Origin of the sequence: Streptomyces griseus subsp. griseus, assembly GCF_003610995.1 — a bacterium.
Taxonomy (GTDB): domain Bacteria; phylum Actinomycetota; class Actinomycetes; order Streptomycetales; family Streptomycetaceae; genus Streptomyces.
Genome location: NZ_CP032543.1, coordinates 942,881 through 967,927 on the forward strand (window position 1 = coordinate 942,881; position 25,047 = coordinate 967,927).

Sequence of the window (25,047 nt, forward strand, 5' to 3'; positions counted from 1 at the left end):
AGGAAGCCCCGGCGCACACCGCCGGGGCTTCCCGCGCTCCCGCCGCGACCGGAACCGGCCTCCGGCAGGCTGGCTCCATGACGACGATTCTGGTCACCGGCGCCACCGGAACGCTCGGCCGTCAGGTCGCCGAACGGCTGCGCACCGGGGGAGCCGACGTCTGCGCCCTCAGCCGCCGCTCCCCCTCGTACGCCGTCGATCTGCGCGACGGCAAGGGGCTGGACGCGGCGGTCGACGGGGCGGACGCGATCGTGCACTGCGCCACCTCCCCGCGCGGCGGCGACGACCGGGCGGCGGGCCACCTCATCGACGCGGCGAAGCGCGCCGGGGTCCCCCATCTGGTCCACGTCTCGATCGTGGGCGTGGACCGGGTGCCGCTCGGCTACTACACGGTCAAGCACCGGGTCGAGAGGATGATCGAGGACTCCGGGATCGGCGCGACCATTCAGCGGACCACGCAATTCCACGACCTGGTCCTCTCCATCGTCTCCGGCGCTGCCAGGCTCCCCGTGCTGCCGGTGCCCGCCAGGGTGTCGGTCCAGCCCGTCGACAGCGGCGAGGTCGCCGACCGGCTGGCCGCCCTGGCGCTCGGCGCTCCGGCGGGGCGGGTGCCGGACCTGGGCGGCCCCGAGGTCCGGGAGGTGAGCGACCTGGCCGGGGTCTACCTCCGGGCGACGGGGCGCAGGCGGCGGGTGGTGCCGGTGCGGCTGGCGGGGAAGGCGTACGCGGGGTACCGGAGCGGCGGCCATCTGAGCCCGGAGCACGCGGTGGGGACGGTGACGTTCGAGGAGTTCCTGGCACGGCGGCACCGGCGGGCGGGCTGAGCGCCCACAGCCGTACGGGCCGAGCTGTACGCCTCCCTCAGCCGCCCGGCGTGAACAGCGCTTCCTGGGCCGCGTCCCGGGCGGCGATCAGCGCCCCGCGCAGCACCGCCCCGTCCCCCAGCGAACCGGCCCGGACCTCGGTGCGCAGCGGTGACATCCGGGCGAGGCGCTCCTCGACCCGCGCGGCGAGCGGGGCGCCCCCGGCCTCGCCGACCGCGCCCGCCAGGAGGACGCAGCCGGGGTCCAGGACCGAGACGACGGCGGCGGCCCCGAGGGCGAGCCGGCCGGCCAGCTCGTCGAGGAACGGCTCACCCCGCTCCCCCGCCGCCAGCGCCGTGCGCACGGCGGCCACGGCGGCGTCCTCCGACAGCGTTTCCGGCGGTGTCTCGATGCCGTGGCGGGCGGCGAGTTCACCGAGGGCCGCCGAACCGGCCAGGGAGTAGAACCCGCCCTCGCAGTCGACCGCCGAGGGCAGCCCGGCCACCCCGGGCACCGGCAGGAAGCCGATCTCCCCCGCACCGCCGGAGGCGCCCTGCCGCAGCCTGCCGTCCAGCATCACGGCGGCCCCGATGCCCTGGCTCAGCCAGATCAGGACGAACGTCTCACGGTCGAGGGCGGCCCCGGCCCGGTGTTCCGCGACGGCGGCCAGGTTGGTCTCGTTCTCGACGAGGACGGCCGCCGGCAGCCGCTGCTGGAGGACCCGGACCAGGGCCCGGTGCCAGGCGGGCAGTCCGGAGCTGTCGCGCAGTTCGCCGGTGGCCGGGTCGATCAGGCCCGGGGCCCCGATGCCGACGCTGTGCAGGGGTACGGACCCCGCCTCGCGGGCGGTGCGCTCCAGGAGGGCCACGGCCTGTTCGACGGCGGGTCCGGTGCCGGTGTCGTCGGCGATGGGCAGGGTGGCCTCCGCGAGCGTGGCCCCGAGCAGGTCGGCGACGACCACGGAGACGCTGCCGGTGCGCACGTCGAGGGCGGCGAGATGAGCCCGGTCGGCGACGATCCCGTACAGCTTGGCGTTGGGGCCCCGGCGGACGGCACCGGACTCGCCGACGACATGGATCAGACCGGCGCTGCTGAGCCGTTCGACCAGGTCGGCGACGGTGGGGCGGGAGAGTCCGGTCAGGGTCTTGAGCTGGGTGGCGGTCAACGGGCCGTCCTGCTGGAGCAGTTGCAGGGCGAGGCGGTCGTTGATGGCCCGAGCCGTGCTCGGTGATGCGGGCATACCGGGATCCTTCCAGACCACTGCGGAGCCTCTTTCCCGGGTCGGCTGCGGGAGCGACCCGAAAGAACTATTTATCAGGCAGGGTTCCTGATAGTTTACGCGACGCAGTCCGGCTGCCTCGCGACGCAGACCGGCTTTTCCAGGGGAGGGCACAGCCGCATGACGATGGAACCGACCGCCGCCGCGGTCCACAGCACGGAGCAGGTGAAGCGGGCCAGGATCGCCGTGGCCACCGTCTTCGCGGTGCACGGGGCGGTGACCGGCAGCTTCGCGACCCGGGTGCCCTGGATACAGGACCACGCCGGGGTGAGCGCGGGCCAGCTCGGCCTCGCCCTCGCCTTCCCGGCGATCGGCGCCTCGATGGCGATGCCGCTCGCGGGCCGGATCAGCCATCGCTTCGGCGCCCGCACCGCTCTGCGCGGGCTGCTCGCCCTGTGGACGCTGGCGCTGATCCTGCCCGCGCTGGCGCCGAACCTGCTGACCCTGTGCGCAGTCCTCTTCGTCTACGGGGCCACGGCCGGGATGTCCGACGTGGCGATGAACGCCCTGGGCGTCGAGGTGGAGAACCGTCTCGACAAGTCGATCATGTCGGGGCTGCACGGGATGTGGAGCGTGGGCGCGCTGATCGGTTCGGCGGCGGGCACGGTCGCCGCCCACATCGGCGCCGACGCCCGGCTCCACCACACGCTCGCCGCGCTGGTGCTGACGGCGCTGGGGCTGCTGGCCTGCCAGGGCGTGCTGGACCTGCGCAGCGAGCCGGACGAGGAGCCGCCGCCGCGCTTCACCCTGCCGCCGAAGTCGGCGCTGATCATCGGGGCCGTCGGGTTCTGCGCGGTCTTCGCGGAGGGCGCCAGCCTGGACTGGTCGGCCGTCTACCTGCGGGACATCCTGGGCAGCTCGGACGGGGTCGCGGCCGCCTCCACCACCGCGTTCGCCCTGACGATGGCGGTGGCGCGGCTCGCCGGGGACCGGATCGTGGACCGGTTCGGCGCGGTGCGGACCGTACGGACGGGAGGGGCGCTGGCCACCCTCGGCGGGCTGCTCGTGGTGTTCTCGCCCTCCCCCGCGGCGGCGATGGGCGGCTTCGGGCTGCTGGGGCTCGGCGTGGCGGTCGTGGTGCCGCTGGCCTTCGCGGCGGCCGGCCGGAGCGGGCCGAACCCGAGCCAGGCCATCGCGGGCGTCGCCACCATCACGTACACGTCCAGCCTGATCGCCCCCTCCGCGATCGGTGCGCTGGCGGAGACGACCTCGCTGGTGGCGTCCTTCGGCGTGGTGACCGCACTGGCGTTCGGCCTGGTGGTGGGGGCCGGGGTGCTGCGGGCGGGCGACCGGAAGGTCACTGGCTCCGGCACCGGCACCGGCACCGGCTCCGGCTCGTCGGTGGGCGGTGCGACGACGACGAGCCCGTCCGGAGGCTGAGTCCCAGGGGCTAAGCCCGCCCGCCCAGGAGCCGAGCCCGTCCGGAGGCTGAGTCCCGGGGGCTGAGCCCCCGGAAGCAGGGCCCGTCCGGGGCCGAACCCTCCCCGGCGGCGGGACTCCCGGACGCACCACTACCATGGCGCTGATCTTTTCCGCAGGTGAACACCGAACACCGGATCGCAGACCGGCCGGCACACCGAGCAGACCTTCAGGGAGCAACCATGAGCCTCGGCGTGCGCTGGACCTTGCACGGCGACGGGAAGACACCCGCGCCCGGGGCGGTGGTCCGCCCCGACGAGCGGCTCTCCTGGCCCCGTACCTTCGGGCTCGGCGCCCAGCACGTGGTGGCGATGTTCGGGGCGTCGTTCGTCGCCCCGGTGCTGATGGGCCTCGACCCGAACCTCGCGATCATGATGTCCGGTGTCGCGACCGCCATCTTCCTGCTGGCGACGAAGGGCCGGGTGCCGAGCTACCTCGGCTGCTCGCTCTCCTTCGTCGGGGTCGCGGCCACCATCCGGGCGAGCGGCGGTGACAGCGCGACCGTCACGGGTGCGGTGCTGGTGGTCGCCGCCGTCCTGTTCCTGGTGGGCCTCGCGGTCCAGCGGTTCGGCGCGCGGATCATCCACGCGGCGATGCCGCCCGTGGTGACCGGTGCGGTCGTGATGCTGATCGGCTTCAACCTGGCCCCGGTGACCGCGTCGACGTACTGGCCGCAGGACCAGTGGACCGCGCTGCTGGTGATGCTCTTCACCGGCCTGGCCGTGGTCTGTCTGCGCGGCTTTCTCTCCCGGATCGCGATCTTCCTCGGGCTGGTCTTCGGCTACGTCCTCTCCTGGGTGCTGGACCTGGTGTTCGGCAAGATCCATTCGCCGGCGGGCGGCGCGGAGGCCGTGGACCACTGGCGCCTGGACCTCTCGGGCGTGGGCGCGGCGGACTGGATCGGGCTGCCGTCCTTCCACGCCCCGGCCTTCGAGTGGTCGGCGATCCTGGTGGCCCTGCCCGTCGTGATCGCGCTGGTGGCGGAGAACGCGGGCCATGTGAAGGCCGTGGGCGAGATGACCGGCGATTCGCTGGACGACAAGCTCGGCACCGCCATCGCGGCGGACGGCGCGGCGTCGATGCTCTCCACCGCCGTGGGCGGCCCGCCGAACACCACGTACTCCGAGAACATCGGCGTGATGGCCGCGACCCGCGTCTACTCGACGGCGGCCTATTGGGCGGCGGCCTGCTTCGCCCTGCTCTTCGGCCTCTGCCCCAAGTTCGGCGCGGTCGTCGCGGCGATCCCGGGCGGGGTGCTCGGCGGGATCACGGTGATCCTGTACGGGATGATCGGCCTGCTCGGTGCGCAGATCTGGCTCAACGGCCGGGTGGACCTGCGCAATCCGCTCAACCTCGTGCCGGCCGCCGCGGGCATCATCATCGGCGTCGGCGGCGTCACCCTGAAGATCACCGACAACTTCCAGCTGGGCGGAATCGCCCTCGGCACCCTCGTCGTGATCACCGGCTACCACGTGCTGCGCGCCTTCGCCCCGGCCCACCTCAAGACCCAGGAACCGCTGCTGGACGCGGGGACGTCGGCGTACGACGAGAAGCCGGACCAGACCGAGGGGCGCTGAGCCGCACGAGGCTCAGCCGGTGGCCAGCCCGTGCGCGTACTCCGGGGAGAAGGCGCCCGGTGCGGCCGGGCAGCCGTAGGACTCCCCTGGCAGCTTCACCCACAGACACGCGTCGATCCGGTCCTGGCCGGTCTGCGTCGTCGGGGGCTGTCCCGGCGCCCGGCCCTCGGGGTCGCACCACTGGCCGGGGGGGCGCACCGTTGCCGTTGCGGCTCGTGTCGATGACCGCGCCGAGAGCGGACCCTGGCCTTCGGGTTGGCGGCGCGCGGGGTGGCTCCGGCGCGGGTCGCCGGGGTCGGCCCGCACCCACTCCAGGACCTGGGAGCCCGGGTGGCGGAAGAGGCGGTTCCTGGGGGCCGGTGCGGGGGCGGCCGGACGCGTCGTGGTGGAGGCAGCGCTCGTACGGGAGGCTGTGGGCGACGGTGACGGGGCGGCGGGACCGGGGCGGTGGTGGGCGATGCGGTGGGCCGTACAGGGGCGGTGGGCGTCGGGGCCGCGGGCAGCGGCTGGAGGACCGGCGGAGGCGACGGCTCCGGTACGGCGGTGATGCGGCGGCGGTCGCCCTGCCCCGCCTCGATCAGACCGTCGTGGCGCCGATCGCCACGGCCGGCAGGCCGTGCCGACGGGCGGCGCGACGGCGTGCCCGGTAGGTGGTGCGGCGCTGCGCACGTCTGCCCGGCACTCCTCGAACCCCCTCTCCGGCACCCGCCGTTCGTCCGTTCCGATGAACCTTCGGCCGGACAGCGCCGCGCCGAGCCCATGGCTGCCACGCTCCGCACATGGCGCAGACCGAACAGTTCATGGAACCGGCCGGCCCCGGCACCCGCGTGGCGGAGACGGACACGGCGATCCAGCGGATGCGTGCCCTCCGCCACCGGTGGCCGCCCGGGGGCGGTGGCACCGTCTTCCACCGGGCGTATCTGAGGACGGTGGGCGGGAGCCCGACGATAGGGGGCGGGGGCGGGGCCCACCGTGGCGGCACGGCTCAGGAGGCCGCCTCCACCCTGGAGGCGCGGCTCGCGGAGCGCTATCTGTCGGCCCTCTCCACGGCGGAGGCGGGCGGGCGGCCGCCGGAGTGCTGGCGGCCGCTGCTCCCCTACCGGCGCCACCCCGACGTACGTCCGGTGCAGTTCGCCCTGGCCGGGCTCCATGCGCATGTGGCCCACGACCTGGCCCTGGCCGTGGTGGACGCCTGCCGTACGCGTGGCTGCGAACCGGCCGCGCTGGAGGGGGAGTTCGAGCGCGTGGGTGATCTCCTCGCCTTGCTGGAGGAGCGGATCCACGACGATCTGATGCCCGGCGCCGAGCTGCTCACGATCGCGGATCCGCTGACCCACCTGGTGAGTGCGTGGAGCCTGGAGCGGGCCCGCGAGGCCGCCTGGTCGGCGGCGCGGGTGCTCTGGCGGCTGCGCGGACTCCCCGCACTGGCCGAGGAGTTGCGGCAGCAGACCGACGCGGGCGCCGGGCTCGTAGTGCGCTTCCTGCTCACCCCGAGCCGCTGACGCCCGCGCCGGCCTTCCTCGGGGCTCAGTCCTCCGGAAGCTCCACCGGCGCGATCTCGTCGAAGACGTCGCCGGGGCCCGGGTTGGTCGGGTCGGTCGCCCCGCCGAACTGGTGCATGACGCCCCACACCGCGTTCAGCGCGGTCTGCACGGCGCCCTCGGCCCAGCCCGCCGTCCAGGAGATGTCGTCCCCGGCGAGGAAGATCCCGCGCTTGTCCTCGGGCAGCCGGTCCTGCATGAAGTGGGTGAACAGCCGCCGCTGGTAGCGGTAGTGGCCGGGCAGGTTCGCCTTGAACGCGCCCATGAAGTAGGGCTCGTTCTCCCAGGAGACGGTGACCGGGTTGCCGATGATGTGGCTGCGGATGTCGACGTTCGGGTAGATCTCCCCGAGCGATTTCAGCATGACCTCCATGCGCTCCCGCGGGGAGAGCGGCAGCCACTTCAGGCTGTCGTCGCACCACGTGTAGGAGAGGCAGATGACGGCGGGCTTGTCCGGGCCGTCGTCCAGGAGGTACGTCCCCCGGGTCATCCGGTCGGTGAGCGTCATCGACATGGTGTCGCGCCCGGTGGCGTTGCCCTGGCCGTCGACGGCCTTGTCCAGCCAGAACGGCCGGTCCACCGGCACGAACAGCTTGGACGACTCCATGTAGTGGGTGCGCTCCATCGCCGTCCAGTGGTCGATCGGGAAGAGCGCGTCATCGCAGTCGATCTTGGAGAGCAGCAGCCAGGACTGGCCGGTGAAGACCGCGGCGCGGAAGGTGCGGATGTCGCCGGTGGCGTCGGTGACCGTGATGCGGTTGCCCGCCGTCCGGGTCAGCCGGGTCACGGCGCCGCGCGGCTCGCCGCCGTGCAGGGAGGCCAGCGAGGTGCCCAGCGGCCAGTGGACGATCTTCTGCGGCTCGCGGTCCCACAGGCGCAGCGGGAGCTGCTGGCTGCCGCCGACGATGCCGCGGTGGTGGTCGTCGGCCTCGGTGTAGACGACGCGCAGGATCTCCAGGATGGAGTTGGGGAAGTCGGTGTCCCAGCCGCCGGTGCCGAAGCCGACCTGGCCGAAGATCTCGCGGTGCCGGAAGGACTTGAAGGCGTCGGAGGCGCAGAGGAAGCCGTAGAAGGTCTGGTTGTCCAGCTGCTCGACGAGCGTGGCCCAGATCTCGCGGATGCGCGGGACGTCGCGCTCGCGCAGCGCCCGGTTCATGTCGGAGAAGTCGGCACCCTCCTCCAGGCAGGCGCTCCAGGCGTTCGCCACATCGCGGTAGACCTGGGGCAGGTCGTCGATGGTCTCGGCGTAGTGCGACTCGCCCTTGAGGTCGACGACGGTGGAGGGGGTGGCCGGGGAGAGCGGGTTGGGGAAGGCCCGGGTCTCCAGGCCCACCAGGTCGATGTAGTGCTGGAGCGCCGTGGAGGACGGCGGGAAGCGCATCGCGCCCATCTCGGCGGTGAGCGAGGGGTCGCAGCCGTCGAAGCCGACGGTGCGCAGCCGGCCGCCGATCCGGTCGGCCTCGTAGACGACGGGCTTGAGGCCCATCTTCATCAGCTCGTACGCGGCGATGAGGCCGGAGAGCCCGCCGCCGATGACGGCGACCTCCTGGCCGTGCTCGGTCGCGGGTATCTGGCCGAGCCCGGCCGGGTGGGCGAGGAAGTCGTCGTACGCGTACGGGAAGTCCGGCCCGAACATCGTGATCGGCGGGGCGGCCGCGTCGGTGTGCTGGACGGCGTTGGGCACCGTGGACGTCATGGGGTACGGACTCCTTGCGCGATGACTGAAGAGGAAAGTTCTGGGGGGGCGGGCTCAGCCGAGGGAGCCGTACAGACCGGGGCGGCGGTCGTTCAGGTAGGGGTTGGCGGCGCGCGACGCGGCCAGGAACTCCGGGTCCACCTCGCCGACGACGAGCTCCTCACCACGGCCGGCGCGGGTGCGTACGGTGCCGTCGGGCCCGGCCAGGCAGCTCAGCCCGACGAACTCGAACTCGCCTTCCGGACCGGTGCGGTTGACGTACGCCACGTACATCTGGTTCTCGAAGGCCCGTACGGGGACGACGGATTCGGCGACGAACTGGAACGGGTGCATCTGTGCGGTGGGCACCAGCAGCAGATCGGTGCCGGCCAGGGCGTGCGCCCGTACGTTCTCCGGGAACTCGACGTCGTAGCAGATCAGCAGACCGATCCGGATGCCGTCCAGCTCCGCCTGGACGACGGTCTGCTCGCCGGGGGTGAACCACTCCTGCTCGAAGCAGCCGAAGAGGTGGGTCTTGCGGTAGTTCGCCAGCGACGTGCCGTCGGGGCCGATGAGCTGGGAGGCGTTGAAGATCCGCTCTCCGTCGCGCTCCGGGTAGCCGTGGAGGACGGCGAGGCCGTGGCGTACGGCGATCTCGGCGACGGCCCGGGCGCCCGGACCGTCGACGGGCTCGGCCAGCTCGGGGACCGCGTCACCGATGGCGTACCCGGTCAGGAACAGCTCGGGGGCGACCAGCAGCCGGGCGCCCGCATCGGCGGCGCGCGCGGCGGCCTCGTCCAGCGTCCTCAGGTTCTCGGCGATGGCACCGGGCCGGCCGGAGCTCTGGAGCAGGGCGGTACGCAACGACGGCATGGCTGACCTCGGACGGTGCGGGCGGGGTGGGGAGACGTATCGAAGGTACGTGGCGCCGAAGGCCCCGGACAAGGCGCGATTGTTGCGCACCGACCGTCGATTCGTTGCGCGGCGAGGACGCCGGGCGGCGATCCGTTGCGTCAGGCATCACCGCAGGTCAGGGGGGTGATGTGCGCCACCGGTTTCCGGCCGCGGCAGGCCTGGGAACGCCCGGCACCCGTCAGGCCGGCGGGGCCTCGGCCGAGTAGCGGCGCAGCAGGGGTGAGAGCACCAGCACCGACTTCGTACGCTCCACGTACGGCTCCCCCGCGATCCGCTCCAGCACCTGCTCGAAGTGGCGCATGTCGGCGGCGAAGACCTGGACGACCGCGTCCGCGTCGCCGGTGACGGTGGAGGCGGCGGCGATCTCCGGGTAGCGGGCCAGGCCCTGCCTGATCGCTTCCGGGGAGGTGTTGCGGCTGCAGTAGATCTCGATGAACCCCTCGGTCTCCCAGCCCAGCGCGGCCGGGTCGACGCGCACGGTGAAGCCGGTGATCGCGCCCTCGGCGCGGAGCCGGTCGACGCGGCGTTTCACGGCGGGGGCGGAGAGGCCGACGATCGCGCCGATGTCGGCGTAGGAGCGCCGGGCGTCTTCGGCGAGGGCGTGGACGATGCGTTCGTCGAGGTCGTTCAGGCGCACGTCGGGCGGTTCACTTCTCTGCGGTGGGTCTGGCCGGCGGGAGGCGGCGGGTGCCGCCTCCCGCAGTAGACCACGGGCCGCCGCCCGGGGCGCGCCCGGTGCGGCGGCGCAGGCCGTCAGAAGGGGAACTGCGAGCGGCCGTGCTGGACGGAGATCCACTTCTGGGTGGTGAAGGCCTCCACCATCGACTCGCCGTTCAGCCGTCCGAGGCCCGAGCCCTTCTCGCCGCCGAAGGGGACGATGGGCTCGTCGTGGACGGTGCCGTCGTTGATGTGGATCATGCCGGTGTGGATGCGCTGCCCGATCCGCACGCCGCGTTCGATGTTGCCGGTGTGGACGGCGCCGCTGAGCCCGTAGGGGGTGTCGTTGGCGATGCGGACGGCCTCGTCCTCACCGTCGAAGGGGACGAGCAGGGCGACCGGGCCGAAGATCTCCTGCTGGAGGACGGGCGAGTCGGCGGGGAGGCCGGTCAGCACGGAGGGGCTGACCACGTTGCCGTCGGCCCGGCCGTGGAGCAGGGCGGTGGCGCCGGCGGCGACGGTCTCGTCGACGAGCCGGGAGATGGACTCGGCCTGCGAGGAGTTGATCAGCGGGCCGATCTGGGTGGCCGGGTCGGCCGGGTCGCCGACGGTGAGGGACGCGACCTTGGCGACGAACTTCTCGGTGAACTCGGCCTCGACCGCCCGGTCGACCAGGATCCGGTTGGCGGCCATGCAGACCTGGCCCTGGTGGACGTAGCGGCTGAAGACGGCGGCGTCGACCGCGTAGTCCACATCGGCGTCGTCCAGCACGATCAGGGCGCTGTTGCCGCCGAGTTCGAGGACGGCGCGCTTGAGGTTGGCGGCACAGACGGTGGCGACGTGGCGGCCGACCTTGTCCGAGCCGGTGAAGGAGATGACCTGCGGTACGGGGTGCTCCAGCAGGGTGTCGCCGATCTCGGCGATGTCGGTGACGACGACGTTGAGCAGCCCGGCGGGCAGTCCGGCGTCCTCGAAGACCTTGGCCAGCAGGGTGCCGCCGCAGACCGGGGTGTTCTGGTGCGGCTTGAGGACGACCGCGTTGCCGAGGGCCAGGGCGGGGGCGACGGACTTGAGGGAGAGCAGGAAGGGGAAGTTGAAGGGGCTGATGACCCCGACGACGCCGACGGGCACCCGGTAGACCCGGTTCTCCTTGCCCTCGGTCGGCGAGGGGAGGATCTGGCCGGCCGGGCGCAGGGCGAGCTGGATGGCCTCGCGCAGGAACTCCTTGGCCAGGTGCAGCTCGAAGCCGGCCTTCAGGTGGGTGCCGCCGAGTTCGGCGACGATGGCCTCGGCGATCTCCGGCTCGCGCTCCTCGACGATGCGCAGCGCCTTCTCCAGGACCCCGCGCCGGGCATACGGGTTGGTGTCGGCCCACGCCTGCTGGGCGCTCTCGGCCGCGCGGTAGGCCTGGTCGACCTCTTCGGCGGTGGCGACGGGGATCGAGGCGAGCTTCTCCCCGTTGAAGGGGTTGAAGTCGATGATGTCCCAGGACCCCTTCCCCGGCCTCCACTCGCCGTCGATGTACTGATGGGCCAGGTCAGTGAAGAAGGACATGAGATCCCTTACCGCAGAGAGGGAGGCAGCTGATAGCGCTTCATATTACTTATGTTGCAACAGAGTTGAAGCGGGATCCCGGCCACCTCGGAGGCCGTGTACGGCACCGCCCCTCCCGGCAGGAATCACCGGAAGGGGCGGGGGTGTCACGGAGTCCGCGGGATCAACTCCAGCTGGCGTGCAGCGGCTTGCCCTCGGCGTATCCGGCGGCGCTCTGGACGCCGACGACCGCCTTGTCGGCGAACTCCTCCAGGGAGGCCGCACCGGCGTAGGTGCAGGAGGAGCGGACGCCCGCGATGATCGAGTCGATCAGGTCCTCGACGCCCGGGCGGGTCGGGTCGAGGAACATCCGCGAGGTGGAGATGCCCTCCTCGAAGAGGGCCTTGCGGGCCCGGTCGTACGCGGACTCGTCGGAGGTGCGGTTCTTCACGGCGCGCGCGGAGGCCATACCGAAGGACTCCTTGTAGTAGCGCCCGTCGGCGGACTGCTGGAGATCGCCGGGCGACTCGTACGTCCCCGCGAACCAGGAGCCGATCATCACGTTGGAGGCGCCGGCGGCGAGCGCCATGGCGACATCGCGCGGGTGGCGGACGCCACCGTCCGCCCAGACGTGCTTGCCGTGCTTCTTGGCCTCGGCGGCGCACTCCAGGACGGCGGAGAACTGCGGCCGGCCGACGCCGGTCATCATCCGGGTGGTGCACATGGCGCCGGGGCCGACGCCGACCTTGATGATGTCGGCTCCGGCCTCGATCAGGTCGCGTACGCCCTCGGCGGCGACGATGTTGCCCGCGACGATCGGGACCCGCGGGTCCAGCGCCCGTACGGCCTTCACCGCGGCGATCATGGACTCCTGGTGGCCGTGGGCGGTGTCCACGACGAGGGTGTCGACGCCCGCGTCCAGGAGCTGCTTGGCCTTGCCCGCCACATCGCCGTTGATGCCGACGGCGGCGGCGATGCGCAGCCGCCCCTGGTCGTCGGTGGCGGGGGTGTAGAGGGTGGCGCGGAGCGCGGCCTTCCGGGTCAGGATGCCGACGAGCCGGCCGTCCTGGTCCACGGCGGGGGCCAGCTTGCGGTTGGCGCCGTCCAGCTTGGTGAAGGCGTCGCGCGGGTCGATGTCCGCGTCCAGGACCACCAGGTCCTTGGACATGACCTCGGAGAGCTGGGTGAAGCGGTCGACGCCGGTGAGGTCGTGGTCGGTGACGACGCCGACCGGGCGGCGGTCTTCGTCCACGACGACACCCGCGCCGTGCGCCCGCTTGGGCAGCAGGGAGAGCGCGTCGGCGACGGTCTGGCCGGGGGCCAGCTCGATCGGGGTGTCCAGGACGAGGTGGCGCGTCTTGACCCAGGTGATGACGTCGGTGACGACCTCGATCGGGATGTCCTGGGGGATCACGACGAGCCCGCCGCGGCGGGCGATGGTTTCGGCCATCCGGCGGCCCGCGATGGCGGTCATGTTGGCAACCACGAGCGGGATCGTCGTCCCTGTGCCGTCGGGCGAGGAGAGGTCCACGGACTGGCGGGATCCGACGGCGGAACGGCCCGGGACCATGAAGACGTCGTCGTACGTGAGGTCGTACGGAACCACGGAGGAGTCTGTGTAGCGACCGGTGCCCGGCTCAAGAAAGCGCATAACACTCATTTTTTCATACGAAACGGTGCAGGTCGTTTCCACGAAGACACAGCAAAAGACCCCCGCGTTCGTCTGTTCCTCCAAAAGATTCTTGGAGGCCTCCAAGGAGGCGGCCGGGGGCCCGGGCAAGTGGAACCTGCCTTACCCACGGACCCTACCCGAACAGGATTCGATTCATTCGTGATCACCATCTCTGGACCCGGTGACAAGGGGTCAGGTAGCTTCAAAGCCGCAGGTCTCGGGGGTGTCCGAGGTGCCGCTCCGGCACATCGGCGGCCTCGGCACACCGTATGACCGGAGAGGATCCAGATCCGCCTGTGGACAGCGAACTGCCGGACATCTACTGCCCGTTCCCCCAGCGGACCAACCCGCACGTCGGGCACACACGCGGTCACCTGGCCACCTGGATCAGACAGACGGGCCTGGTGCACCGCGAGTCCGCGATGAACCGCTTCGAACAAGCCGATTTCGGCGCGTTCGTCGGCATGGTCTACCCGACGGCCGGCCCGGAACACCTCGATCTGGTGGCCGACTGGTTCGTCTGGCTCTTCCTCGTCGACGACCAGCTGGACGACGGCCATCTCGGCCGCTCCCCCGAGCGGGTGCGCGCCGTGGTGGAGCGGATGCGCGCCGTCGTGGACGGCACCGCTCCGGAGCCCCTGCCGGACGAGGAGCTGCCGGCCGCCGTGATAGCGCTGATGGACCTGTGGGAACGTACGACGCCGAGCGCGGCGCCCCACTGGCGGACCAGGTTCGCCTGGCATCTGATCACCTACCTCACGACGGCCACCACCTGGGAGGCGGGCAACCGCGCGAACGACGTGGTGCCGTCGGAGGAGACGTACATCGCCAAGCGGCGGCACACCGGGGCGATCCATGTCTGCATGGACCTCATAGAGATCGTCACCGGCACCGAGGCCCCGGAGTCGCTCCACAACGACCCCCGGTTCATCACCGCCCTGGAAGCCTCCTGCAACCATGTGTGCTGGGCCAACGACGTCTACTCCTTCGAGAAGGAGCAGGTGCTCGGCGAGATCCACAACCTCGTCCACCTGGTCCGCCACCACCGGGGCCTGGGCGAGCAGCAGGCGCTGGACCATGTCGCGGAGCGGCTGGCGCTGGAGACGGAGCGGTTCCTGACCGCCGAGGACGAGCTGCTGGAGATGTATCCGGAGCTGACGGGCCTGCTGGTGCCCTACCTCGAAGGGATGCGCAGCTGGATGCGGGGGAACCTGGACTGGTCGCGCCAGACCCCGCGCTACAACCCGGCCGACGTGGGCCAGTACGAGGAGCCCCAGGAGTATCTGGAGGAGACCGTGCTGGGGATAGCGCCCGACCACGCGGAGGCGGCGCCGTGCCCGGCGGAGGCCCCGCGTCAGGGCTGAGGCGTTACGTGGACCGGAGCCGAGGCGTCACGTGAGGAGGCCGGGCACCCCTGGGGGTGCCCGGCCTCCTCACATGGTCTTCTGTCACTCGCCGTCCGGGTCCGCCCGCTCCAGCGCCGGACGGACTCCGGCCGCCGACTCGGTGAGCAGGTAGTCGGCCGCGGCGGTGTCCGTCACCAGGCTGGTGACCAGACCCGAGCGCAGTACGGCACCGATCGCCGCCGCCTTGCGCAGCCCGCCCGCGATCGCCACCACCTCGGGGATCCGGCGCAGCCGGTCCGCCTCCACGGTGATGCAGCGCTCTCCCAGGTCGCGGCCGACCCTGCGGCCGTCGGAGTCGAAGAGGTGCGCGGACATCTCGGCCGCGACGCCGAGGGAGGCGTAGTGGGCGCGCTCCTTGTCGGAGAGCATGTCGTGGACCGTGGAGATGCCCGGCTCCCAGGAACCGATGGAGACCGCGGCGACCGTCACCTTGTCGAAGTATTCGAAGGCGCGGGCGATGCCCGTCTGCTCCCGCAGCGCGGCGGCCGTGGCCGGGTCGGGCAGCAGCATCGGGGCGTAGATGGGGTGGGCCTCGCCGCCGGAGACCTGGGCGGCCCGGCGGACCGCCTCGACGGAGCCGCGCTCGGCGGTGCCCGCGTCGTAGACCCCCGTCAGCTGGACGACCGTGCACGGCGGCAGCCGGTCCAGCGCCGCCGCCATGTGGATGGTGGAGCGGCCCCAGGCCAGGCCGAGCACATCGCCCTCGGCCACCAGCTCGCCGAGGAGGTCGGCCGCGACCTCGCCCAGGTTCTCCGGGTCGGGGGCGTCCTCCTGCTCCTCGGCCGGGGACTCGACGACGACCGCGTGGCGCAGCCCGTAGCGGGCCCGGAGCGCGTCGGAGCGTTCGGCGTCCAGCTCGGCCGGCACCCGGATCTCGATCCGTACGAGATCACGCTCCAGGGCCGTCTCCAGGACCCGGGCCACCTTGAAGCGGCTGACGCCGAACTCCTCGGCGATCTGGATCTTGGACTTGCCCTCCAGGTAGAACCGGCGGGCCATGGCCGCCGCCTGCACCAGCTCCGCGGGTCCCATCCGCATGGCTGACCGACCCGCCGAGATGCCAGACACCGCGATCTCCTCACTGCTGTTCACACGCCCGATACGCCGTCATCCTGTCAGATCCGGCGATCCTTGATCGGCCCCGTCGGGCCGCGTTCATCTGCCCTTTGTTCAGTGGCCGCACGCCCAGGGCGCGGCGGCCGTGACCGCCTCCGCCTGGGCCCGCAGACCCCGCACCGCCGCGGCCGGGTCCTCGGCCCCGTAGACGGCGGATCCCGCGACGAAGACATCGGCGCCCGCCTCGGCGCAGCGTTCGATCGTGGAGGCGGAGACCCCGCCGTCGACCTGGAGCCAGAGGTCGAGGCCGTGCTTGCCGATCAGCTCCCGGGTGCGGCGGATCTTCGGCAGCATGATGTCCAGGAAGGCCTGGCCGCCGAAGCCCGGCTCCACCGTCATGATCAGCAGCATGTCGAGTTCGGGGAGGAGGTCCTCGTACGGTTCGATCGGCGTCGCGGGCTTGAGCGCCATGGACGCCCGGGCCCCCTTCGCCCGGATCTCCCGAGCGAGGCGGACCGGCGCCGCCGCGGCTTCCACATGGAAGGTGACCGAACCGGCGCCCGCCTCCGCGTACTGGGGGGCCCAGCGGTCGGGGTCCTCGATCATGAGGTGGCAGTCCAGCGGGGTGTCCGTGGCCTTGCCGAGCGCCTCGACGATCGGCACGCCGAGGGTCAGGTTGGGCACGAAGTGGTTGTCCATCACGTCGACGTGGAGCCAGTCCGCGCCTTCGACGGCCTTCGCCTCCTCGGCGAGACGCGCGAAATCGGCGGACAGGATGCTGGGGTTGATCTGCGCCATGACCCAAGCCTGCCACGTTCCGGGCCGGTTGCTCGCCTCGGCGGTCGCCAAAGGCTCAGCCGGCCATCACAGTTCGCACATTCTGCGCATTTTGCCTGTGCTTTACTTTTCCTTTGCCGTCCGGGACAGCCCGCTGACGGGGCGGTATTCAGCCGGTTCGGCGCAGCAGAGCGAGATACATGGCATCCGTCCCGTGGAGATGCGGCCACAGCTGGACATCGGGCCCGTCCCCGAGCGCGGGCACCCCCGGCATCAGCGGCCGGGCGTCGACCCACTCGGCCGCCACCGGCTCACCGCCGCGCCCCTTCAGCACGTCCTCGACGACCACCCGGGTCTCCGCGAGATGCGGCGAGCAGGTCGCGTAGCCGACGACGCCACCGACCCGTACGGCCTTCAACGCCTCGCGCAGCAGCCCGCGTTGGAGCGGCGCGAAGCTCTCCAGGTCCTCGGCGCGACGCCGCCAGCGGGCCTCCGGACGGCGGCGCAGCGCACCCAGGCCGGAGCACGGCACGTCCATCAGGATGCGGTCGAAGGTGCCGGGCAGCCACGGCGGACGGGTGCCGTCGGCGGTGACCACCTGGTACGGACCCGGGTTGCCGGCGAGCGCCCGCTCCACCAGCCGGGCCCGGTGCGGCTGCTTCTCGGCGGCGAGCAGGGTCGCGCCCCGGCCGGCGGCGAGGGCGGCCAGCAGGGCGGCCTTCCCGCCGGGACCGGCGCACCCGTCCAGCCAGCGGGTGTCCCGGCCCTCCACGGGGGCGGCGGCGAGCGCGGCGGCCACCAGCTGGCTCCCCTCGTCCTGGACGCCCGCCCGGCCCTCCTGGACCGCCGTGAGCGCACCGGGCTCGCCACCCTCGGCCATCCGCACGGCGTACGGCGACCAGCGGCCCGGCAGCGCGTTCTCGTCGCCGAGCGCCGTGACCAGCTCGTCGGTGGTGGAGCGTCCTGGGCGGGCCACCAGCGTCACCTCGGGCCGCTCGTTGTCGGCCTCCAGCAGGTCCTCGATCCCGGCCCGGCCGCCGCCGAGGGCGTCCCAGAGCGCCGAGACGATCCAGCGCGGGTGCGAGTGGACGATGGAGAGGTGGTCCTCGGCGTCCTGCTCGTAGGAGGGCGCGACCTTCTCCACCCAGCCGTCCAGGTCGTGGGCGGTGACCTTGCGCAGCACCGCGTTGACGAACTTCGCCCGCCCCTCGCCCAGCACCACCCGGGCCAGCTCCACACTGGCGGAGACGGCCGCGTGGGTGGGGATGCGGGTGCCCAGCAGCTGGTGGACACCCATGTTCAGTACGTCGAGGACCGGCGGGTCGACCTCGCGGAGCGGCCGGTCGATACAGGCCGCGACGATCGCGTCGTACGTGCCCTGGCGGCGCAGCGTCCCGTAGACCAGCTCGGTCGCCAGCGCCGCGTCCCGCCCGTCGAAGTCGCCCTTGGCGCGGGCCTTCTTCAGCAGCGGGGGCAGCACGAGGTTGGCGTACGCGTCCCGCTCGTCGACGGCCCGCAGCGCCTCGAAGGCGAGGAAGCGGACGGGGTCCTTCTGAGGGCGGCGGTGGGGCTTGGCGGGACGGCGACGCGGCTGGTCGTTCACGTGAAAGGTGCTCCGCAGAGGGTGAGGGGGTCGAACCCTCCCAGCGTACGTCGCCGCCCCCGGGCTCCCGTACGGGAGGTTCGACGCCTTCTCGCACAGGAGCTCCACGGTGCCCCCGTACGCAGATTCTCCGGCCCCCTCCTACGGGAGGCCCTACGACCCCAGCAGCTCGCCGTGGACGATCCGGACGCCGCGCGCCCAGTCGGCGGCCTTCATCGGCTTCTTGCCCTGCGGCTGGACCCAGAGCAGTTCGACGGCGTGCGAGCCGGTGCCCACGTAGACGTTGTTCTTCGCCGCCGACAGCTCGCCGGGCGCCAGATCGGTGCGGTCCAGCACGGGCGTCGCCTGGATGAGCTTGAGCCGTTCGCCCCGGAACACGGTCCAGGCGCCGGGCGCCGGGGTGCAGCCGCGTACCACCCGGTCGACGCGGAGGGCGGGGGCCGACCAGGTGATCCGGGCGTCCTCCACGGTGATCTTGGGGGCCAGGGTGACGCCCTCGTGGGGCTGGGGCACCGCGTGCAGGGTGCCGTCCTCGATGCCGTCCATGGTGGCGGCGAGCAGCCCGGCACCGGCGAAGGCGAGCCGGGTGAGCAGGTCGCCGCTGGTGTCGGTGGGGCGGATCTCCTCGGTGAGGACCCCGTAGACCGGGCCGGAGTCCAGCCCCTCCTCGATCAGGAAGGTCGAGGCGCCGGTCACCTCGTCCCCGGCGATCACGGAGTGCTGCACGGGCGCGGCACCGCGCCAGGCGGGCAGCAGCGAGAAGTGCAGGTTGACCCAGCCGCGGGCGGGCACGTCCAGGGCCACCTTGGGCAGCAGGGCCCCGTAGGCGACGACCGGGCAGCAGTCCGGCGCGATCTCCCGCAGCCGAGCGAGGAACTCCTCGTCCCGGGGCTTCGCCGGCTTGAGGACCTCGATCCCGGCCTCCGCCGCCCGCTCGGCCACCGGGCTGGCCACCAGGCGGCGGCCGCGCCCGGCCGGGGCATCGGGACGGGTCACGACGGCGGCCACCTCGTGGCGGTCGGAGGCGATCAGGGCGTCCAGGGCGGGGACGGCGACCTCGGGGGTGCCGGCGAAGACGAGCTTCATGGGTGGCTGACTGCCTCTCGGGCTTCTCGGACTCTCGGGCCCCTGCGGGCTCTCGGGCGCTGCGGGGCCAGGACGTACGGTGACGAGCAGCACACCAGTCTAGGGGGTGGCCTCCGGGGCGCACGGCGGGCTCAGCCGCTTCCGCCCGCCCGGAGATCAGGGCGCTCAGCTGCTACGACCAGCGGGCGGTCGGGGGGCGCACGTGCGCCGCGCACGCCCCGTGCATATGCACATACGCCCCGATAGCGTGACCACACACCCGGCTCGGGCGTTGGTCAAAGGAGATTGACCGAAGCGGGCCGCCCCGATGCGGCCCGATCCCTTTCAACGCCGGTTCGAGAGGCTTCTTCATGGCCGACCACGCAACCCACGACGCCCAAGCGCGGGCCAGCTTGCATCTCCTGGTGCGGGACATCGAGCGGGTCCGGCGGCAGGTGGACGCGCTGCGCACACTCACCGCCCAGCTGGGCAACGTCTACCGCCCGCGCCGCTCCGGCCCCTCCGCGGGCTTCGTCGTCTACGGCAGGGCCCCGGCCCCCACCGTCCGCCTCGCCCAGGAGCTGCGGGACAGCGTCGAGACCCTGGTCACCGCGGCGGTGGACTTCGACCGCTCACTCGGCTTCTCCTGGGACGCGGTGGGCTCGGCCCTGGGGGTCACCAAGCAGGCGGTGCACCGCCGCTACGGCACGCGCCGGGCCGCCGCCCAGCCGGCCACCGAGGCGAACGCCGAGAACACGACGGCACCCCGCCCGGTCCCCATGGGCCCCGGCCTGCCGGGACCGTCCTCCGGCGGGGCCATGGCCCCGGTGCCCTCGGTCCCCGCGGCCCGCTCCATGCCGCCGCAGCCGTCGGTGAGCTCGCAGCCGGTCCGTGAGGAGCTGCGTCCCGGCGTCTTCCCGGGCCCGCGCAACGGCTGACCGCAGGGCCGTAGTTAACCGGAGCGGCGGTCTCCCCGGCCCGCCGCCCCTCACTCCCCCGGGCACTCACCCGATGTCCGGCGGATCGATCCTGATCCGCACCTGCTCTCCCCCGCCCTTGGCCGTTCGTGCCGCCTGCGCCGTCTTGAGCGCGCCCGCGAGCGCCGCCCCGCGCCCGGGCACCACCCGGATCAACATGCGCTCCCAACTCTCGCCCGGGGGCGCGTCCGACGGTCTGCGCGGGCGCCCCGGCTCGGCCGACGGGACCGGCACCGGCCCCAGCAGCTCGGCCTCCGGCGGCAGTTCGGCGGTGGAGAGGAAAGACGCCAGGGCCTCGGCGCGGCCGGTCACCGACGCCATCCGGGAGACCGGCGGGAAACGCAGCTCGGCCCGGTCCGCCAGCTCACGCCGGGCGAAGCCGGCCGGGTCCCAGCGGACCAGCGCCTGCACCGGACGTAGCGTCGGCTTGGCGACGATCACCACCGTGCCGCCCTCCTCCTGCCCGCGTACGAGTGCGCCCGCCGCCGTCCACCGGCGCAGCGCCTCCTCCCCCGCCCGCAGGTCGGGCCTGCCGAGCATGGCCCAGCCGTCCAGGAGCAGCGCCGCCGCATAGCCGCCCTCGGCGACGGGCTCGGCGCCGGGTGTGGAGACGACCAGAGCGGGGGCGGCCGGGACCGCGTCGAGGATGTGGTCGCGCCCCGACGTACGGACGGGCACGGCGGGGAAGGCGCGGCCCAGCTCCTCGGCGGTGCGGCGGGCGCCGACGATCTGGGCGCGCAGCCGGGTCGAGCCGCACTCCGCGCACTGCCAGGCGCGCTCGGCCTGCCCGCACCAGGCGCAGTTCAGATCCTGCTGGTCCGGGGCCTCCAGGGGGCCCGCGCAGTGGCGGCAGCGGGCGGGGGTGCGGCAGCGCTCGCAGGCGAGGCGGGGCGCGTAACCCCGGCGGGGCACCTGGACGAGCACCGGGCCGCTGCGCAGGCCGTCGCGCACGGTCTGCCAGGCGAGGCTGGGCAGCCGGGCGGACCGGGCGGCGCCGTCCCGGGCCAGCTCGCCGTCGCCGACCGTACGGATGAGGGGCGCGGCCCGGCGCAGCTGCTCCCGGTCCGCGAGCAGGGGCAGCGCCCAGCCGCTCTCCACCAGCTGAGCGGCCTCGACCGTGCAGCTCGTCCCGCCGAGCAGGAAGGCGCACCGGCCCTGGGCGGCCCGCAGCTCCAGGACCTCGCGGACGTGCGGGAAGGGGGCGTTGGTGTCGCTGTGGCTGGAGTCCCCGTCGTCCCAGACGGCGACCAGGCCGAGGTCCCGGACGGGGGCGAACATGGCGGCGCGGGTGCCGACGACCGCCCGCACCGAGCCCCGGCGCACCGCGAGCCACTGCCGGTAGCGCTTCTCGGGGCCGGAGTCGGCGGTGAGCAGGGCGTGCCGGCCCGCACCGAGCACCTCGGTCAGGGCGGTGTCGATCCGCGCGGCGACCCGGCCGTCCGGGACGACGACGAGCGCGCCGCGCCCCGAGGAGAGCGTGGCGGCGACGGCGCGGGCGATCTCGGCGGGCCAGTGAGGGCCGGGCAGCGCCGCCCAGACCGCGCGGGGCGCACCGCCCTCGGCCAGGGCGCGGAGGAAGGCGGGGCCCTGGCCGTACCGCTCCCAGGTGCCCGGCTCCGGGGGCGGGGGCGGCGGCAGCGGCTCCGGGGAGGGCTTGGACTCGGCGCGGCCGTTGCGGGGCGGAACGGCGAGCTGGAGGACATCGGCGAGGCTGCCCGCGTACCGGTCGGCCACCGCGCGGGAGAGGGCCAGCAGCTCGGGCCCGAGCACCGGCTCCGGGGAGACCACATAGGCGAGGGCGGCCAGCGTGCCCTGGTAGTCGGAGTCGGCGCGGCGCTCCACGATGAACCCGTCGATCAGGCCGCCGCCCTCGCGCCGCCCGCCCTGCACGTTGTGGCGCCCGGCGCCGAACCGCACCCGTACGCGAACGCCCGGCTGGGCATCGGCGTCCAGCTCCTCGGGGACCGCGTAGTCGAAGAACTGGTCGAGGTGGAGAACGCCCTTGTTGACCAGCACCCGGGCCACGGGCAGCTCCTTGGCCAGCGGGGCGCCGCGCCAGGTGCGCGGTTTGGCGCGCGGCACCTTGGCCTGGCGGACGGTCTCCCGGATCAGCGCAAGCTGCTCCGGCGCCCCGGCACCGGGCTCGGCGGACTGCTCGTTCTCGCTGCTCACAGCCAAATTCCTACCAGACGGCACTGACAGGCCCGGACCGCACCGACAGCGGCGGCCGGACGCAGAGCAGCGGGGCCCGGCCACCACGTTCGGTGTCCGGGCCCCGCCGCCATGAGCTCTGCGGTGATGCTTCGGTGCTGTTTCGGTGCTGCTAGATACCGGCGGCGGCGCGGAGGGCGTCGACGCGGTCGGTGCGCTCCCAGGTGAAGTCGGGGAGCTCGCGGCCGAAGTGCCCGTACGCGGCGGTCTGGGCGTAGATCGGGCGGAGCAGGTCGAGGTCACGGATGATCGCGGCCGGGCGGAGGTCGAAGACCTCACCGATCGCGTTCTCGATCTTCTCCGTGTCGATGGCGGCGGTGCCGAAGGTCTCGACGAAGAGACCGACCGGCTCGGCCTTGCCGATCGCGTAGGCGACCTGGACCTCGCAGCGGGTGGCGAGCCCGGCGGCCACTACGTTCTTGGCTACCCAGCGCATCGCGTACGCCGCCGAGCGGTCGACCTTGGACGGGTCCTTGCCCGAGAAGGCGCCGCCACCGTGGCGGGCCATGCCGCCGTAGGTGTCGATGATGATCTTGCGGCCGGTGAGGCCGGCGTCACCCATCGGGCCGCCGATCTCGAAGCGGCCGGTCGGGTTCACCAGCAGGCGGTAGCCGTCGGTGTCCAGCTTGATGCCGTCCTCGACGAGCTGCGTGAGCACGTGCTCCACGACGAACTCGCGGATGTCGGGCGCGAGCAGCGAGTCCAGGTCGATGTCGCTGGCGTGCTGCGAGGAGACGACCACGGTGTCCAGACGGACCGCCTTGTCACCGTCGTACTCGATGGTGACCTGGGTCTTGCCGTCGGGGCGGAGGTAGGGGATGGTCCCGTTCTTCCGCACCTCGGACAGGCGCCGCGAGAGGCGGTGGGCGATGTGGATCGGGAGCGGCATGAGCTCGGGGGTCTCGTCGCAGGCGTACCCGAACATCAGGCCCTGGTCGCCCGCGCCCTGCTTGTCGAGTTCGTCCTCATCGCCCTCGACCCGCTTCTCGTACGCGGTGTCGACGCCCTGCGCGATGTCCGGGGACTGCGCGCCGATGGAGACCGAGACGCCACAGGAGGCACCGTCGAAGCCCTTTTTGGAGGAGTCGTAGCCGATCTCCAGCACCTTGTTGCGCACGAGGTTGGGGATGTCGGCGTAGGCCTTGGTCGTGACCTCGCCCGCGACATGCACCAGACCGGTGGTGATCAAGGTCTCGACGGCGACGCGCGAAGCGGGATCGTCGCGCAGGAGCGCGTCGAGGATCGTGTCGCTGATCTGGTCAGCGATCTTGTCGGGGTGACCCTCGGTGACAGATTCCGAGGTGAAGAGACGGCGGGACACATCGCTCCCTGGGGTTGCAGCGGCTGCTGGCTGATCATGGGTGGTACACCCGAGAGCTGCGCTCGGCACGTACCGTGGACCACTTTATCGGTCACGTCCAGTGGGCGGGGCATGCGTCTCGCCCTTTGGAGCGCGACAGCCCGTGACACACCGGACACCTGAAGGATAATCCACTGCCACGAACGATGGTTTCACCCCGTTATGAACCACTCTGGCTCGCCCGGGAGGTTGATTGTCACATCTCCTGGAACCTTCCCGAAACGAGGCTCCAGACCGTGTCGGCAAGCGCTTCCTTGGGTCCGTACGGCACGGAGGTCTCCGTTCCGTCGGAGCCGAGGACAACGGCCTCGTTCTCCTCGGAGCCGAAGGTCTTGCGCTCCCCCACCTCGTTGACCACGAGCAGATCGCATCCCTTGCGGCGGAGCTTGGCCCGGCCATTGGCGAGGACGTCGTCGGTCTCGGCGGCGAACCCCACCACGAGCTGACCCGGCCGGGCCCGCTCGGCGGCGACCTCGGCCAGGATGTCGGGGTTGCGGACCAGGGTGACGGCGGGTGCCTCCTCGCCGTCCTTCTTCTTGATCTTGCCCGTGGCGTACTCGGCGGGCCGGAAGTCGGCCACGGCCGCCGCCATCACGACGACGTCCGCGTCGGCGGCCGCCTTCAGGACGGCCTCCCGCAGCTGGACGGCCGTGCCGACCCGTACGACATCGGCCCCGGCCGGGTCGGGCAGCCCGGTGTTGGCCTCGATGAGGGTGACCCGGGCGCCCCGGGCCACGGCGGTGCGCGCCAGCGCGTACCCCTGTTTGCCGGAGGACCGGTTGCCGAGATAGCGCACCGGGTCCAGGGGCTCGCGGGTGCCGCCCGCGCTGATCACCACATGGCGGCCCGCGAGGTCGGGCTCGGTGACCCCACGGGCCAGCACCCGGCGGCAGACCTCGAAGATCTCGCCCGGATCGGGCAGCCGGCCCTTGCCGGTGTCGACACCGGTGAGCCGCCCCACGGCGGGCTCGATGACGACGGCGCCCCGGCGGCGCAGGGTGGCCACGTTCTCCTGGGTGGCCGGGTGCTCCCACATCTCGGTGTGCATGGCGGGGGCGAAGACCACCGGACAGCGGGCGGTCAGGAGCGTGTTGGTGAGCAGGTCGTCGGCGAGCCCGTGGGCGGCCTTGGCCAGCATGTCGGCGGTGGCCGGGGCGACGACGACGAGGTCGGCGCTCTGCCCGATCCGGACGTGGGGCACCTCGTGGACATCGTCCCAAACCTGGTCGGAGACGGGGTGGCCGGAGAGCGCGGACCAGGTGGCGGCGCCGACGAAGTGCAGCGAGGCGGCGGTCGGGACGACCCGTACATCGTGCCCGGACTCGGTCAGCCGGCGCAGCAGCTCGCACGCCTTGTAGGCGGCGATGCCCCCGCTGACCCCCAGGACGACCTTCGGCTTGTCCACTGCGTCTCCCCGCACTCGGCAACGTAAGAACGTAGCTCCCATGCTGCCTCACCGCACGGAGCCCGCCGCCACCCGGCCCCGGACACACCTCAGGCCCGGCGGGCGGGCCGCCGGGC

Annotated in this window: 19 protein-coding genes and 1 pseudogene; 6 read left to right on the forward strand and 14 right to left on the reverse strand. The window is 72.7% G+C overall.

Annotated elements, in window-relative coordinates:
- Nucleotides 1-77: 77 nt before the first annotated feature.
- Nucleotides 78-824 carry an SDR family oxidoreductase gene (locus tag D6270_RS04310; protein WP_109166657.1) on the forward strand — a complete coding sequence of 249 codons (747 nt, stop codon included), beginning with the start codon at nucleotides 78-80 and terminating at the stop codon, nucleotides 822-824.
- Nucleotides 825-861: 37 nt separating this feature from the next.
- On the opposite strand, the gene D6270_RS04315 is transcribed toward D6270_RS04310, so the two are convergent.
- Nucleotides 862-2,043, reverse strand: a complete 1,182-nt coding sequence (locus D6270_RS04315) for an ROK family transcriptional regulator (RefSeq protein ID WP_109166656.1) — start codon at nucleotides 2,041-2,043, stop codon at nucleotides 862-864.
- A gap of 159 nt (nucleotides 2,044-2,202) precedes the next feature.
- Here D6270_RS04315 and D6270_RS04320 point away from each other — a divergent pair, with 159 nt between their 5' ends.
- The gene (locus D6270_RS04320; protein WP_204117153.1) at nucleotides 2,203-3,462 is read left to right on the forward strand and encodes an MFS transporter; all 1,260 of its coding nucleotides are present in this window, start codon (nucleotides 2,203-2,205) and stop codon (nucleotides 3,460-3,462) included.
- A 221-nt stretch (nucleotides 3,463-3,683) separates the two neighbouring features.
- A complete protein-coding gene (locus tag D6270_RS04325; protein ID WP_109166655.1) occupies nucleotides 3,684-5,078 on the forward strand; it encodes a uracil-xanthine permease family protein in 1,395 nt (464 codons plus the stop codon).
- A gap of 12 nt (nucleotides 5,079-5,090) precedes the next feature.
- On the opposite strand, the pseudogene D6270_RS32775 reads toward D6270_RS04325, so the two are convergent.
- Nucleotides 5,091-5,319: pseudogene (locus D6270_RS32775) on the reverse strand (glycoside hydrolase family 6 protein); the annotation flags it as partial.
- 538 nt (nucleotides 5,320-5,857) lie between these two features.
- Between D6270_RS32775 and D6270_RS04335 the strand changes: the two are divergent.
- Nucleotides 5,858-6,580 (forward strand): DUF5995 family protein, encoded by a 723-nt coding sequence (locus D6270_RS04335; protein WP_109166654.1) that lies wholly within the window; start codon nucleotides 5,858-5,860, stop codon nucleotides 6,578-6,580.
- 25 nt (nucleotides 6,581-6,605) lie between these two features.
- Here D6270_RS04335 and D6270_RS04340 read toward each other — a convergent pair whose 3' ends face one another.
- From D6270_RS04340 to D6270_RS04360, 5 genes are all read right to left on the reverse strand, one after another.
- Complete coding sequence (locus tag D6270_RS04340; protein ID WP_109166653.1) at nucleotides 6,606-8,315, reverse strand: flavin monoamine oxidase family protein; 1,710 nt, start codon at nucleotides 8,313-8,315, stop codon at nucleotides 6,606-6,608.
- Between the two features lie 54 nt (nucleotides 8,316-8,369).
- Nucleotides 8,370-9,167, reverse strand: a complete 798-nt coding sequence (locus tag D6270_RS04345; RefSeq protein WP_109166652.1) for a carbon-nitrogen hydrolase family protein — start codon at nucleotides 9,165-9,167, stop codon at nucleotides 8,370-8,372.
- 220 nt (nucleotides 9,168-9,387) lie between these two features.
- On the reverse strand, nucleotides 9,388-9,846 hold the full coding sequence (locus D6270_RS04350) for an Lrp/AsnC family transcriptional regulator (protein ID WP_109166651.1): 459 nt from the start codon (nucleotides 9,844-9,846) through the stop codon (nucleotides 9,388-9,390).
- Nucleotides 9,847-9,962: 116 nt separating this feature from the next.
- Nucleotides 9,963-11,420, reverse strand: a complete 1,458-nt coding sequence (locus tag D6270_RS04355; protein WP_109166650.1) for an aldehyde dehydrogenase family protein — start codon at nucleotides 11,418-11,420, stop codon at nucleotides 9,963-9,965.
- Nucleotides 11,421-11,583: 163 nt separating this feature from the next.
- Nucleotides 11,584-13,050 carry a GuaB1 family IMP dehydrogenase-related protein gene (locus tag D6270_RS04360; protein ID WP_109166649.1) on the reverse strand — a complete coding sequence of 489 codons (1,467 nt, stop codon included), beginning with the start codon at nucleotides 13,048-13,050 and terminating at the stop codon, nucleotides 11,584-11,586.
- Nucleotides 13,051-13,367: 317 nt separating this feature from the next.
- On the opposite strand from D6270_RS04360, the gene D6270_RS04365 reads away from it, so the two are divergent.
- A complete protein-coding gene (locus D6270_RS04365) occupies nucleotides 13,368-14,435 on the forward strand; it encodes a terpene synthase family protein (protein ID WP_109166648.1) in 1,068 nt (355 codons plus the stop codon).
- A gap of 84 nt (nucleotides 14,436-14,519) precedes the next feature.
- On the opposite strand, the gene D6270_RS04370 is transcribed toward D6270_RS04365, so the two are convergent.
- The 4 genes from D6270_RS04370 to fmt all read right to left on the reverse strand — a co-directional run bounded on the left by D6270_RS04370 (nucleotide 14,520) and on the right by fmt (nucleotide 18,999).
- Complete coding sequence (locus D6270_RS04370; protein ID WP_202418839.1) at nucleotides 14,520-15,515, reverse strand: sugar-binding transcriptional regulator; 996 nt, start codon at nucleotides 15,513-15,515, stop codon at nucleotides 14,520-14,522.
- A 132-nt stretch (nucleotides 15,516-15,647) separates the two neighbouring features.
- Complete coding sequence (gene rpe / locus D6270_RS04375; protein ID WP_109166646.1) at nucleotides 15,648-16,331, reverse strand: ribulose-phosphate 3-epimerase; 684 nt, start codon at nucleotides 16,329-16,331, stop codon at nucleotides 15,648-15,650.
- Between the two features lie 148 nt (nucleotides 16,332-16,479).
- Nucleotides 16,480-17,913 (reverse strand): RsmB/NOP family class I SAM-dependent RNA methyltransferase, encoded by a 1,434-nt coding sequence (locus D6270_RS04380; protein ID WP_109166645.1) that lies wholly within the window; start codon nucleotides 17,911-17,913, stop codon nucleotides 16,480-16,482.
- Between the two features lie 153 nt (nucleotides 17,914-18,066).
- Entirely contained in the window at nucleotides 18,067-18,999 is a 933-nt protein-coding gene (gene fmt, locus D6270_RS04385) for a methionyl-tRNA formyltransferase (protein WP_109166644.1), read from the reverse strand.
- Nucleotides 19,000-19,349: 350 nt separating this feature from the next.
- On the opposite strand from fmt, the gene D6270_RS04390 reads away from it, so the two are divergent.
- Entirely contained in the window at nucleotides 19,350-19,916 is a 567-nt protein-coding gene (locus tag D6270_RS04390) for a hypothetical protein (RefSeq protein ID WP_109166643.1), read from the forward strand.
- A gap of 66 nt (nucleotides 19,917-19,982) precedes the next feature.
- On the opposite strand, the gene D6270_RS04395 is transcribed toward D6270_RS04390, so the two are convergent.
- The 3 genes from D6270_RS04395 to coaBC all read right to left on the reverse strand — a co-directional run bounded on the left by D6270_RS04395 (nucleotide 19,983) and on the right by coaBC (nucleotide 24,931).
- Nucleotides 19,983-22,127, reverse strand: a complete 2,145-nt coding sequence (locus tag D6270_RS04395) for a primosomal protein N' (RefSeq protein ID WP_109166642.1) — start codon at nucleotides 22,125-22,127, stop codon at nucleotides 19,983-19,985.
- Between the two features lie 151 nt (nucleotides 22,128-22,278).
- Nucleotides 22,279-23,487, reverse strand: a complete 1,209-nt coding sequence (metK, locus tag D6270_RS04400; RefSeq protein ID WP_109166641.1) for a methionine adenosyltransferase — start codon at nucleotides 23,485-23,487, stop codon at nucleotides 22,279-22,281.
- A 235-nt stretch (nucleotides 23,488-23,722) separates the two neighbouring features.
- Complete coding sequence (gene coaBC / locus D6270_RS04405; protein ID WP_109166640.1) at nucleotides 23,723-24,931, reverse strand: bifunctional phosphopantothenoylcysteine decarboxylase/phosphopantothenate--cysteine ligase CoaBC; 1,209 nt, start codon at nucleotides 24,929-24,931, stop codon at nucleotides 23,723-23,725.
- Between the last annotated feature and the right edge of the window lie 116 nt (nucleotides 24,932-25,047).